This window comes from Streptomyces sp. NPDC004658 (assembly GCF_040609555.1).
Lineage (GTDB): Bacteria > Actinomycetota > Actinomycetes > Streptomycetales > Streptomycetaceae > Streptomyces.
In genome coordinates, this window is the sequence record NZ_JBEXKG010000188.1 from 1 (window position 1) to 12,778 (window position 12,778).

General features: G+C 70.9%; 11 protein-coding genes. 2 read left to right on the forward strand and 9 right to left on the reverse strand.

Annotated elements, in window-relative coordinates; all coding sequences use genetic code 11:
* Positions 1 to 320 precede the first annotated feature (320 nt).
* From ABZV94_RS36005 to ABZV94_RS36040, 8 genes are all read right to left on the reverse strand, one after another.
* Entirely contained in the window at positions 321 to 1,775 is a 1,455-nt protein-coding gene (locus tag ABZV94_RS36005; RefSeq protein ID WP_356348196.1) for a cytosine permease, read from the reverse strand.
* Positions 1,776 to 1,841: 66 nt separating this feature from the next.
* The gene (locus ABZV94_RS36010) at positions 1,842 to 2,834 is read right to left on the reverse strand and encodes a BadF/BadG/BcrA/BcrD ATPase family protein (RefSeq protein WP_356348198.1); all 993 of its coding nucleotides are present in this window, start codon (positions 2,832 to 2,834) and stop codon (positions 1,842 to 1,844) included.
* Positions 2,825 to 4,090 (reverse strand): 6-phospho-beta-glucosidase, encoded by a 1,266-nt coding sequence (locus ABZV94_RS36015; protein WP_356348201.1) that lies wholly within the window; start codon positions 4,088 to 4,090, stop codon positions 2,825 to 2,827. Before ABZV94_RS36015 ends, ABZV94_RS36010 begins: the two co-directional genes overlap by 10 nt.
* 7 nt (positions 4,091 to 4,097) lie before the next feature.
* Complete coding sequence (locus ABZV94_RS36020; protein WP_356348204.1) at positions 4,098 to 4,991, reverse strand: carbohydrate ABC transporter permease; 894 nt, start codon at positions 4,989 to 4,991, stop codon at positions 4,098 to 4,100.
* A 2-nt stretch (positions 4,992 to 4,993) separates the two neighbouring features.
* Positions 4,994 to 5,935, reverse strand: coding sequence for a sugar ABC transporter permease (locus tag ABZV94_RS36025; protein ID WP_356348207.1), 942 nt, complete (start codon positions 5,933 to 5,935; stop codon positions 4,994 to 4,996).
* Complete coding sequence (locus ABZV94_RS36030) at positions 5,935 to 7,278, reverse strand: ABC transporter substrate-binding protein (protein WP_356348209.1); 1,344 nt, start codon at positions 7,276 to 7,278, stop codon at positions 5,935 to 5,937. Before ABZV94_RS36030 ends, ABZV94_RS36025 begins: the two co-directional genes overlap by 1 nt.
* 41 nt (positions 7,279 to 7,319) lie before the next feature.
* Positions 7,320 to 8,531 (reverse strand): ROK family transcriptional regulator, encoded by a 1,212-nt coding sequence (locus tag ABZV94_RS36035; protein WP_356348212.1) that lies wholly within the window; start codon positions 8,529 to 8,531, stop codon positions 7,320 to 7,322.
* A gap of 216 nt (positions 8,532 to 8,747) precedes the next feature.
* A complete protein-coding gene (locus ABZV94_RS36040) occupies positions 8,748 to 9,575 on the reverse strand; it encodes a hypothetical protein (RefSeq protein ID WP_356348214.1) in 828 nt (275 codons plus the stop codon).
* 240 nt (positions 9,576 to 9,815) lie between these two features.
* Here ABZV94_RS36040 and ABZV94_RS36045 point away from each other — a divergent pair, with 240 nt between their 5' ends.
* Complete coding sequence (locus ABZV94_RS36045) at positions 9,816 to 10,352, forward strand: hypothetical protein (protein ID WP_356348220.1); 537 nt, start codon at positions 9,816 to 9,818, stop codon at positions 10,350 to 10,352.
* Between the two features lie 235 nt (positions 10,353 to 10,587).
* Here ABZV94_RS36045 and ABZV94_RS36050 read toward each other — a convergent pair whose 3' ends face one another.
* Entirely contained in the window at positions 10,588 to 11,700 is a 1,113-nt protein-coding gene (locus ABZV94_RS36050; protein WP_356348217.1) for a mechanosensitive ion channel family protein, read from the reverse strand.
* Positions 11,701 to 12,017: 317 nt separating this feature from the next.
* Between ABZV94_RS36050 and ABZV94_RS36055 the strand changes: the two genes are divergently transcribed.
* Positions 12,018 to 12,554 (forward strand): HNH endonuclease, encoded by a 537-nt coding sequence (locus ABZV94_RS36055; RefSeq protein ID WP_014672759.1) that lies wholly within the window; start codon positions 12,018 to 12,020, stop codon positions 12,552 to 12,554.
* The last annotated feature ends 224 nt before the right edge of the window (positions 12,555 to 12,778 follow it).

Below are 12,778 nucleotides of genomic sequence, written 5' to 3' on the forward strand. Positions count from 1 at the left end.
GTACAGCGGGCGGGGTCAGATGCCCAGGTCCTTGATGATCTTTGCCGGCGGTGCCGGGGGCGCCGGCCACGAGGGCGGACCCGGCCGGCGGTGGCGCCGCGCTGCTCTTCGGCGGGTGTGTCACTCGACCTCCCCCATGGTCATCCGTACGCCGCCCAGTATCACCGCCCGCACTGACATTGCGCACCGGCCTTCACTGGATCTTGATCGGATCGCAGCGTGCCCCGGGGGCGCGTACCGGCGGACGCACCACCCCCCGTGCTGGAACACGCTGGTGACGGGCGATCGGTTCCCCGGCGGCGGGCCGGCCGGGGTCGGGCTCACGGCTCGCGGTGCTCGTGGGCGGCCTGTTCCAGGGCAGCCGCCTCCGCTGTCGCCAGGCGCGTCTCCGCCTCCACGTCGATCGACCGGGTCAGCCACCAGTACAGGAGGGCGGAGACGGGGAGGCCGACGAAGAGGGAGATGTCGGCGCCGCCCAGCGCCTTCGCGGCGGGGCCGACGTACAGGGTGCCGACGGAGAAGAACGGGACCATGGCGGCGAAGCCGACGAGGTAGGCGATGATGCCGTGCCAGCCCCAGCGGCCGTAGATGCCGTGCGGGTTGAAGATCTCGGCGATGGCGTAGTGGCCGCGGCGCACCACGTAGTAGTCCATGAGGTTCACCGCGGTCCACGGGATGAACAGGTACAGCACCAGGAGCAGGAAGTTCTCGAAGTTCGCCAGGAAGTTCGACGTCGCGGCCAGCGCGCCGGCCAGGGAGAGCGCGGCGGTGAGGCCGAGGGTGACCAGCCGTACGGCGAGCGTCGGCCGGACCCGTTTGAACGAGTCGATGGCGCTGATGAGGGTGAGGGATCCGCCGTACATGTTCAGCGCGGTCACCGAGACCAGGCCGAGGGCCGAGAACAGCAGCACGACGGCGCCGAACCCGGTGAACACCTTGTCCCCCGCGGAGTCGATCGCCGGGATCGTCTGGAAGGTCTTCGGGCCCGCCCAGGCCGCCAGCAGCGCCCCGAGCACCATCAGCCAGATGCCGCCCAGCGCGGAGCCGAAGTAGGTCCAGTAGAAGGTCTTGCGGACGGTCACGTCCGGGGGGAGGTAACGGGAGTAGTCGGAGACGTAGATGGCCCAGCTGATCTGGTAGCCCGCGACCACGCCGAACTGCGCGAGGAACGGCGTCCACCGGAAGCCGCCGAGGTCGAAGGAGCCCGCCGGGTAGTGCAGGGTGACCAGGACGCCCACGGTGAAGATCCCGAAGATCACCAGGAAGGTGTACGTCAGGACCCGCTCGGCCTTGTGGATGACGTCGTAGCCCACCAGCGCGACCACGAGCGCGACGACCGTCACCACGACGACCCACCACTTGACGCCGCCGTGCAGCGTGGTGTGCAGGGCGCCGGCGGCGAGGATGCTGTTGAAGACGTTGAACCCGGCGTACTGCACATAGGCGAACAGCCACACCAGCAGCGCGCCGACGTAGCCGAACTGGGGCCGTGACTGGATCATCTGCGGCAGCCCCAGCTGGGGGCCCTGGGCGGAGTGGAAGGCCATGAAGAAGGTGCCGATCACGGTGCCCGAGACGATGGCCAGCAGGGACCAGATGAGGTTTCCGCCCTGGGTGATGCTGACCAGCCCGACCGCCAGGGTGGCGATCTGCGCGTTGGACATGAACCACAGCGGCCCCAGATGCCAGAGCTTGCCGTGCCGCTCGTCCAGCGGCACGTAGTCGATCGACCGGACCTCGAGACCGGACACTCTTGGCTCGGCTGATGTGCTCATGACGCCTCCCGAGGTCGGGTCCCCGCCTCTGGTCACATTGTTGCCCCGCTCCGCCCGCGGGACGACTCAGGATCGGCCCGCCTCCCAGTGGCCCCGCACCCGCTCCTGCGCCTCCGCGTCCGCCCCCAGCCGGTCCAGTCCCAGGAGCGCCGCTCCGAGGACCGGGCTCGCCGTCACCACGCGGACGTCGGCCTTGGGGGCGCGGGCCGCGAGCAGGGTGCGGACGGTGTCGTTCAGCTGGGGGTGGCCGGCGGTGAGGACGCTGCCGCCGAGGAGGACCGGGGTCTCCTCGTCGAGCAGGTCCAGGCGGGTCAGGGCGACCGTGGCCATCACCGTCACCTCCTCCGCGAGCCGGGTGACGATCGCGCGGGCCACCGGGTCGCCGTCCGCCGCCGTGGCGAACAGGACCGGGGTCAGCTCGTGCCGGCGGTCGTGGTCCACGTGCTCCAGGTGCAGCGCCTCGATGAGGGCGTACATGGTCGGCAGGCCGAAGTGCGCGGGCAGGGTGCGGGCCAGCGAGGTCGGCCCGCCGCGCCCGTCCTCCGCGCGGGCCGCGTGCCACAGGGCCTCCTCCGCCAGGCCCCAGCCGCCGCCCCAGTCGCCGGAGATACGGCCGATGGCCGGGAAGCGGGCGGTACGGCCGTCGGGGCGCATGCCCACGCAGTTGATGCCGGCCCCGCACACCACCGCCACCCCGCGGGGCTCGGCGACGCCCGCGCGCAGGATCGCGAAGGTGTCGTTGCGGACCTCCACCGACGCGCCCCACCCGCGTGCGCGCAGCGCGGCCGCCAACTGCTCCTCCTCCACCGGGAGGTCGGCGTTGGCCAGACAGGCCGCGACATGGCTCACGGAGGCGACCCCGGCGTCCGCGAACGCCCGGGCCACCGGTTCCGCCAGCGCCTCCAGCGCCGCGGCCACGCCGACCGCGGGCGGCCGGAAGCCGCCGCCGCGGGCCGTGGCCAGCACCTCGCCGGCGGCGGTGACCACGGCCACGTCGGTCTTGCTGTTGCCCGCGTCGATGGCGAGGACCGTGCGCGGGTCGGGTGCGGTCAGGCCCACGCGAGGTGCTCCCGGTTGTGTGCGATCAGCTGGTCGGTGAGGGCGTCGGCGTACGCGTACTGGCCGATCAGGGGGTGCGCCAGCAGCGCGCGGAAGACGCGGTCCCGGCCGCCGCGCAGGGCCGCCTCCAGGGCCAGGTCCTCGTACGCCGTCACGTTCGCGATCAGCCCGGAGAAGAGCGGGTCCAGGTCGGGGACCGGGAGCGGGACCGGGCCCGCCGGGCCGACCGCCGCCTGCACCTCGATCACCGCGTCGTCCGGGAGGAAGGGCAGTGTGCCCCGGTTGAGCGCGTTCACCACCTGGTAGGGGCTGCCTCCGGCGCCCAGCAGGGCCGCCGCCAGGTCCACGGCCGCCTCCGAGTAGAAGGCTCCCCCGCGCTTGGCCAGAAGGGCCGGCTTCTCGTCCAGGGCCGGGTCGCCGTACATCGCCAGGAGTTCGCGCTCCATCGCCGCCACCTCGGCCGCCCGCGACGGCTTCGAGCGCAGTTCCCGGACGACCTCGTCGTGAGCGTAGTAGTAGCGCAGGTAGTAGGAGGGGACGACGCCGAGGCGGTCCAGCAGCGGGCGGGGGAGGCGGACGTCGTCGGCGATGGCCTCGCCGTGCTCGGCCAGGAGCTTCGGCAGGACGTTCTCACCCTCCGGTCCGCCCAGACGCACACCGGTTTCCCAGGTGAGGTGGTTCAGACCCACATGGGCCAGGTGCACATCCGCCGGGGCCGTGCCCAGCAGGGCCGCGAACTTGCGCTGGAAGCCGATCGCCACGTTGCACAGGCCGACCGCCCGGTGCCCGGCCTGGAGCAGGGCGCGGGTGACGATGCCGACCGGGTTGGTGAAGTCGATGATCCACGCGCGCGGGTTGCTGCGGCGGACCCGTTCGGCGATGTCCAGGACCACCGGGACGGTGCGCAGGGCCTTGGCCAGGCCGCCCGCGCCGGTGGTCTCCTGGCCGATGCAGCCGCACTCCAGCGGCCAGGTCTCGTCCTGCTGCCGGGCGGCCTGGCCGCCGACGCGCAGCTGGAGCAGGACGGCGTCGGCGCCGTCGACTCCCGCGTCCAGGTCGGACGTCGTGACGATCCGGCCGCCGTGGCCCTGCTTGGCGAAGATCCGCCGGGCCAGGCCGCCGACCAGTTCCAGGCGGTCCCCGGCGGGGTCGACGAGGACCAGTTCCTCGATGGGCAGGGTGTCCCTCAGGCGCGCGAAGCCGTCGACGAGTTCCGGTGTGTAGGTCGAGCCGCCGCCGACCACGGTGAGTTTCATAACCAGTTCAACCCTTTACTCCGGTGAGGGTGACGCCCTCGACGAACGCCTTCTGGGCGAAGAAGAACACGAGGATCACGGGGGCCATGACCAGCACGGTGGCGGCCATGGTGAGGTTCCAGTCGGTGTGGTGGGCGCCCTTGAAGGACTCCAGGCCGTAGGACAGCGTCCAGGCGCCGGGGTTCTCGGACGCGTAGATCTGCGGGCCGAAGTAGTCGTTCCAGGCGTAGAAGAACTGGAAGAGGGCGACGGCGGCGATGCCCGGCTTCGCCATGGGCAGGACCACCCGCAGCAGGGTGCGCAGGTCGCCGCAGCCGTCCACCTTCGCCGCGTCCAGGTACTCGTTCGGGATCGTCATCAGGAACTGGCGCAGCAGGAAGATGGAGAACGCGTCCCCGAACGCCATCGGGACGATCAGCGGCCACAGCGTGCCCGACAGGTCCAGCTGTTTCGCCCAGAAGAGGTACATCGGGATGACGACCACCTGCGGGGGCAGCATCATCATCGAGATCACCAGCATGAGCGACAGGTTGCGGCCCCGGAAGCGGAACTTGGCGAGCGCGTACGCCACCGGGATCGACGAGACCACGGTCAGCACGGTGCCGAGGCCGGCATAGACCAGCGTGTTCCTCCACCAGGTGAGGAAGCCGGGCGTGTCGAAGACCTTCCGGTAGTTGCCCCACTCCCAGGTGTGCGGGATCAGGTCCCGGCTGAGGGCCTGGCTGTCGCTCATCAGCGAGGTGAGGAGCACGAACACGAACGGCAGCGTGAAGAACAGCGCGGCGGCCACGCCGAGCGAGTGGACCGCGATCCACTCCAGCGCCGCCCGGCGGCGGGCCGTGCGCTCGGCTCCGGTGACGAGCGGCGCCGGCTTCACCGGCGGGTCCAGTACTTGGGTCATGGTCAGTCACCTGCCTGGATCAGGCCGCCCCGGCGCCGCATCAGCAGCGCGGTGAACGCCATCGACAGGGCGAACAGCACGAGCGCCACCACGCACGCCGAGCCGTAGTCGAAGCGCTGGAAGCCGAGGTTGTAGACGAGCTGGGGGAGGGTGAGCGTGGACTTGTCGGGGTAGCCGGGCTCGAACTGGGTGCCGGCGCCCTGGATCACGCCGGAGGCGACCTTCCCGGCGACCAGCGGCTGGGTGTAGTACTGCATGGTCTGGATCACCCCGGTGACGACGGCGAACATCACGATCGGGGAGATGTTCGGCAGGGTCACGTACCGGAAGCGCTGCCAGGCCGAGGTCCCGTCCAGCTCGGCCGCCTCGTACTGCTCCGTCGGTACGTCGAGCAGCGCGGCCATGAAGATGACCATCAGGTCGCCGACGCCCCACAGCGCCAGCAGCGTCAGCGCCGGCTTGGACCAGGCGGGGTCGTTGAACCAGCCCGGCGCCGGCAGCCCGGCCTTCTCCAGGATCGAGTTCACCGGGCCGGTGCCGGGGTTGAGCAGGAAGGCGAAGGCCATGGTCGCCGCGACCGGCGGGGCGAGGTACGGCAGGTAGAACAGGGTGCGGAAGACGCCCGTCCCCGTCTTGATCTTCGTGATCAGCAGGCCGACGCCGAGCCCGAAGACCACCCGCAGGCTCACCATGATCACGACCAGCCACAGCGTGTTGCGCAGGGCGGGCCAGAACAGCGGGTAGTGCTGGAAGACGTACGACCAGTTCTTCCCGCCACTCCACGTCGGCGGCCGGAAGCCGTCGTAGTGCATGAAGGAGAAGTAGACCGTGGAGATCAGCGGGTACGCGAAGAAGACCGCGAAGCCGATGAGCCACGGGGACATGAAGGCCAGCGTGCGCAGGGCCGAGCGCCGGCGTTTCGACGCGAGGGTCACGGCGCTCATCACTGGGCCTGCGCGATGTCCGTGTCGATCTGCGCGGCCGTCTTCCTCAGCCCGGCCTTGAGATCGGTGACCTTGCCGCTCTCGTAGTCGTAGCCGAACTGCTGGATCGTCACCAGGTAGACACCGCCGTTGACGGAGGCGGGCGTCGTGGTGGAGTGCGGGTTGGCGGCGATCTCCAGGAAGGTCTTGAACCGCGGGTCGTACGTCAGCTTCGGCGACTTCAGCGCGGCCAGCGTGGAGGGCACGTTGTGGATGTCGTTGGCGAAGCCGACCACCGCGTCCGTGTCCGTGGTCATGTACTTCACCAGTTCCCAGGCCGCGTTCTGCTTGTGGCTGGTGGCGGCGATGCCCGCGATGGTGCCGGTGATGTAGCCCTTGCCGTACTGGCCGGCCTGGTCGTCCGGGACCGGCAGCGGAGCGACCCCGATCTCGAAGCCGGGCTTCGCTTCCTCGGCCATCCCGAGCCGCCACTCGCCGTCGAGCTGCATGGCGACCTGGCCGGTGTGGAAGGGGTGCTTGGGGCCCCACTCGTCGCCCAGCGTGGCGCGGAACTTCTCCAGCTTCTGGAATCCGCCGAGTTCGTCCACGAGCCTCTTCTGGAGCGTGAAGCCCTTTTCGAAGGCGGGGTCCTTGGCGAGGTTCGACTTGCCGTTCTTGTCGAAGTACGTCGGCGAGAACTGGCCGAGGTAGTGCTCGGTGGTGGACTCCCAGCCGTGGTAGTTCGGCATGAACCCGAGCTGCTTGTACCCGTTGCCCTCAGGGATCGTCAGTTTCTTCGCGTCCGCCTCGAACTCGGACCACGTCTTCGGCGGGTGCGCGATGCCCGCCTTCTCGAACGCCGTCTTGTTGTAGTAGAGGCCGTACGCGTCACCGAGCAGGGGCACCGTGCAGCGGTTGCCGTCGAACTGGGTGTACTCGTTCATCGGCTTCGGGAACGTCTTCTCCGGGTCGATCCCGGACTTCTCGAAGAACGGGTTGAGGTCCACCAGCGCGCCGGAGGAACAGAACTTGCCCACGTTGTTGGTGGTGAACGACGAGATCACGTCCGGGGCCTTCTCGCCGCCGGCCCGCAACGCCTGGTTGATCTTGTCGTCGGTCATGTTGCCGACGACGTTCACGTGGATGTTGGGGTGCGCGTGCTCGAAGCCGGCGACCAGCGACTTGACGGCCTTGACCTCGTTCGGCGCGCTCCAGGCGTGCCAGAAGTTGATCGTGGTGTCCTTCGAGGGGTCGTCGGTGGCACCGGAGTCGGACTGGCCGGTACACGCGGCGGTGAGGAGCACGGCGGAGGCAGTCAGGGCAAACGCCGCTTTTCGGGCGACTCCGGGTATGGCTGTGGGCATGGCGAGGTCTCCCAGGGGACGGGTCGGGAAAGAGGGGGCGCTCAGCGCGAGGTGTCGAAGACCTCGTCGCGGGTGGCGGCGAGCGCGGACTCCAGCGCGCCGCGCAGTACGGGGTGCTCACGGACGTCGCCCACGACCAGCCGCGGCCGGGCCGCGGCCAGCTCCTCCAGTTCGGCCTGGACGAGGGCGCGCAGCACCTCGCCGCCGGCCGTCAGGGCGGAGCCGCTGAGGACGACGAGTTCGGGATCGAGGACGGAGACGAGCGAGGCGAGACCGGTGGCCAGCCGGGTGGCGTAGGTCTGGAGCAGGTCACGGTGCGGGCCGCTCGCGTGATCGGCTGCGCGGGCGACGAGCGCGGTGGCGGCTTCGGCGTAGGGTCCCGACGGCACGTCCTCGACGCCGAGTTCCCGGGCCAGCTTCGGCAGGGCCTGGGAGCCGGCCAGCTCCTGGTAGCCGCCGCTGTTGGCCTTGGTGACCTGCCGTACGAGCGGGGTGCCCGGTACGGGCAGGAAGCCGACCTCGCCGGCGCCGCCCGTCCAGCCGCGGTGCAGCCGGCCCCCGAGGACCAGGGCGGCACCGAGGCCCTCCTGGTTCCACAGCAGCACGAAGTCCGCGTGGCCGCGGGCCGCGCCGAGCCGCTGTTCGGCGATGGCGACGAGGTTGACGTCGTTCTCGTACTCGACCGGCATCGGCAGGGCCGCCGCGAGGTCGTCGAGCAGCGCCGGGGAGTGCCAGCCCGGCAGGTGGGAGGCGTAGCGCAGCCGGCCGGTGTTGGGATCGAAGGCGCCGGGCGTGCCGATGACCAGCCGGTGCACGTCGGACCGGGCGAGCCCGGCGGCCTTGACGGCGCCGTCGAGGGCGTCGGTGACCTGCCGCACGACGGGGTGCGCCGGGCGCCGGCCGGGGGTGGGCAGCTCGTACTCGCCGACGGTGCGGCCGGTGATGTCGGCGACCGCGGCCCGGATGCGGTGCGGGGTGACGTCGAGCCCGGCGGCGTACGCGGCCGCGGGGTCGACCGCGTACAGCTGGGCGTTGGGGCCCGGCCGGCCCTCGCTGGTGCCGGTGGCCCGGACCAGTCCGGCCGCCTCCAGGCGGGCGAGCAGTTGGGAGGCGGTGGGCTTGGACAGGCCGGTCAGCTTGCCGATCCGGGTGCGCGACAGCGGGCCGTGTTCCAGCAGCAGATCCAGGGCGGCGCGGTCGTTCATGGCGCGCAGGACGCGCGGGGTGCCCGGCGTACCGGCGGTTCCTGCCATGGGGGTCGACACCTGCCTTTCCAGCCGCCCAGCTTTTCAGTGACCTGGGCATGACGTCCAGTCTTGATCGACGACCACCGGAGATCACTGTTAGGAAACTTTCCTATTGGGGTGGGAGGAACGTAAGCCGAGGACGAAGGGGGCGTCAATAGACAACGCCCCCGAGGCAACAGAGTCGTTACCTCGGGGGCGTCGCGGTACGGGACGTGCCCGGAGCTACTTCACGGTCACGTGGTCACCGGCGGACGTCTTCGCGCCCGTGGTGGACGTTCCGGCGAAGACGAAGCGGTAGGTGCCGCTCTTGGCCGCCTTCACCGTGGTGGACAGGGCGCCTCCGGTGCCGGACGTGATCGTCTTGACGTTCGCGTACGCGCCGCCGTCCGCCTTGAACTGCAGGACGACCTTCTGGCCCTTGTACCCGGTGTACGTGCCGGTCGCCCAGGTGGCGCGGGTCAGCTTGCCCTTGACGGTCAGCGTCCTGCCCTTGACGACGGGCTCCGGGGCGGCGTCCACGGTCAGCCGGGCGGCGCGCTTGACCTGCGTCGTGGCGAGGTTGCCCCACATGGTGAGGTCGTTCTCGCTGTGCAGGTAGTCGTCCGAGGCGCTGCCGTCGCTGTGCGCGTAGACACCGGCGGCCTTCCAGGTGCCGGCGTCGGCGGCCTCGTACAGGTCGCGGTCCGGCACGGCGACGACCGTCTCGGTGCAGCTCTCGGTGACGGTGGTGTCCGTCGTCGCGGTGGTCGTGCAGACGGGTGCCTTCCGCGGGCCCAGCTCGTTGTCGGGCGACTTCAGCGTGCCCCGGTACAGCAGCACGGCCTGCACCGTCTTCTCCTGGTCGATGACCAGGTCCTTCGGCCGGGTCAGGGTGTACGACACCGGCACGTTCACCGCCTTGGCGGCGCCGACCACGATCGGCTTGCCCTTGTTCACGGTCACACCGGCGAACGTCAGGTCCGGCGTACCGGCCGCCGACGCGGCGGGCGCGGCCAGTCCGGCCAGGGCCAGGGCACCGGACAGGGCGGCGCCGATGGCGAGCTTGCGCATGTTTCCCCACATTCGAGCCGGGCCCCCGGGCGACGTCGCGCTCCAGAACAAGGGCCCGCTGTGGAGGCGACCCTAGACGATCACGGGATGCGGACGGAACGCGGGGTTCCTGTGAAGACGATCTGTGTTCGGGTGCGGGTCAAGCGTGCGTCACGAGTGCGTCATGGATGTGGTTTTCGCTGGTCACGGCGCCTACATTCGGGCGACGAACGGACATGGGGGGGATGGGGCGCGGTGGGGATGGTCGACCGGAGGCTGCTCTGGAGGCTGTGGCTGGCCACGATGTCGGGCTTCCTGCCCTTGCTGGCGACGCTGTCCCTGAGCGACGTCGTGGACGAGGACCTGTCCCGGTCGCTCGCCGAAGACCTCGCCGTCACCCTGCTCGTGTGGGCCGCCCTCAGCCTGCTCGCCGCCCTCTACGTGTGCGCCGCCCTGGTCCGCCGGGCGCGCGGCACCGGCATCCCGGTCACCGTGGACGCCCTCCGCGCCACGCAGGAACGGGCGTTCCCGGCCGGGCAGGCGGAGCGGCTGCGGGCGGGGATCACCGGATCCGAGCGGGCGTACGACGTGACGGACGAGGCGGGGGCGTGGGAGTTCCAGTGGCGCCCGTTCCGCGGCCGGCACGCGGTCACCGGCTCCCTGACGGTGGACGGCCCGGCGGGTGAGGCCCGGCTGCTGCTACGCGCGGACCAGGGACTGATGGGCATGCCGGGACAGCGGGTGGCGAGCGCGTTCGTGGCGCTGTGTCAGCTGGCGAGACTGGGGCAGACCGGGTGAGCAGCGGCCGAGTGGCGACGGGGCTGGCGGTGCTGCTGCTGGGAGCGGTGGCGTGTACGGCACAGCAGCCGCGTCCCCCGCGGGCGGTGCCCCTCGCGCAGCCCTTTGAAGGGGGCGGTGTCCAGGGGGGGTAGGGCGCCGGGCGGGCGCCCCGGCAGAACGATGGGGCACCCCTGCGCTCCCCGCGCCGGAGTGCCCCGTCCGTTCACTCGAACGTGTGTGCCGAACCGTTCCGCTACTTCCCCGGGGGCGCCGACCGCTGCGGGACTATCGGGGTGGCCGCCGCCGACTGCGGGGAGTCCGCGTCGGAGTACACCGCCGGGGCCGCGACCGTGGCCGTCGGGTCGGGGCTGTCCTCCTGGTCCTCGACGGCCGTCGCACCGCCCACGATGCGGATGCTCGCCGCGTCGAACGCCCGCTTGATCCGCCAGCGCAGCTCCCGCTCCACCGTCACCGACTTGCCCGGCATCGTCCTGGCCGAGACCCGGACCACCATGGAGTCGATCAGCACGGAGTCCAGGCCGAGCACCTCGATCGGGCTCCACAGCAGCTCGTTCCAGGGCTCTTCCTTGCCCATCTTCTCGGCGACCTCGTCCAGCGTGGCCTTCACCCGGTCCAGGTCCTCGCTCGCCCGCACGGTCACGTCGACCCCGGCCGTCGCCCAGCCCTGTGAGAGGTTGCCGATCCGCTTGACCTCGCCGTTGCGGACGTACCAGATCTCGCCGTTGTCACCGCGCAGCTTGGTCACGCGCAGTCCGACCTCGATCACCTCGCCGGTCGCCACGCCCGCGTCGATCACGTCCCCGACGCCGTACTGGTCCTCCAGGATCATGAACACGCCGGACAGGAAGTCCGTGACCAGGTTGCGCGCGCCGAAACCGATCGCGACACCCGCGACACCGGCCGACGCCAGCAGCGGCGCCAGGTTGATCTTGAAGGTGCCCAGCACCATCAGCGCGGCCGTGCCGAGGATCAGGAAGCTCGCCACCGACCGCAGCACCGAACCGATCGCCGCCGCCCGCTGCCGCCGCCGCTCGGCGTTGACCAGCAGCCCGCCCAGCGCACTGCCGTCCACGGTCTGCGCGGTGCGGTTCATCCGCTCGATCAGCTTGGTGATCGCCCGCCGCACCACCGCCCGCAGCGCCACCGCCACGACCACGATCAACAGGATCTGCAGCCCCATCGCGAGCCATGTCGACCAGTTCTGCTCGACCCAGCTCGCCGCGTTCGTCGCGCTCTCCTGGGCGTCCTGGAGGGTCGGCACGGCCGGGGCCGTCGATCCCGACGGCGACGGCGAGGGAGACGGCGATGCGCCGGCGGCCAGGACGGCGGCGGGCAGGGACGACACGGCAGGTACCTCCCAGGTGCTGCGCGGTCCGCACCGGTGGGCGGTCAAGGTCACGAAAAGGTCACCGGACGGACGGGACCACCACACTAACGGTGCATTGTGCGTGCCTCGTGCCGATCCGCACAGGAGGCGTGCAGGAGAGACAGGGCTCACGCGGGCTTGAACAGGCCATGATCCGGGGGATGAATCAGGATGTGGTCGAAAACACTCCCAGCCCGTTACCGGGACATGGTGGCGCGTCCACCAGGCATGAGGGGAGACTGACTGCAGATCGTCCCGGCGCGAGCCACGCGCCGCCGACGCCCAAGGAGGCACCCGTGCCGCATGTCCTGGTCCTCAACGCGTCGTACGAGCCGCTCGGCGTCGTACCGCTCCGCCGCGCGCTCGTCCTCGTCCTGGAGAACAAGGCCGTCTCCCTGGAGGAATCCGGCGCCTATATGCACAGCGCAACCGTCACCCTCCCCGCACCCAGCGTGGTCCGGCTCAAGCGATTCGTCCGGGTCCCCTATCGGGGGCCTGTTCCTCTGACCCGCCGTGCGCTGTTCGCGCGCGACGGGGGCCGGTGCATGTACTGCGGTGGCGTCGCAACCAGCGTCGACCACGTCATCCCGCGCAGCCGCGGGGGCAAGCACGTCTGGGACAACGTGGTGGCGTCCTGCCGCCGCTGCAACCACGTCAAGGCCGACCGCCACCTCGTGGAACTGGGCTGGCGGCTGCGGCACAAACCGGCTCCGCCGACGGGGCTCGCCTGGCGGATCATCGGCACGGGGCATCGCGACCCGCGCTGGTTGCCGTACCTGCAGCCCTACGGCGCGGACGACGCCCTGGCCCGGATCGACGGCATCTCCGCCTAGGGTCTTTCGTTTGGATCAGGCCGGATCAGGGAGCGGTGCCAGGGCCCGCGAGCCCGGCATGATCCGAACGAGAGGCCCTAGATCCGGGCCGGTTCGTTCGCACGCCCGCAGGAAGGGGGGAGGTGCGCCGGCTGGTCCGTGCCTAGCCGCCGGCCCCCTCCGGTCGGGCACCGCGCGCCGCGTACAGGGCCGCGCCCACCGCGAACGCGGCCAGGGCCGCCGCC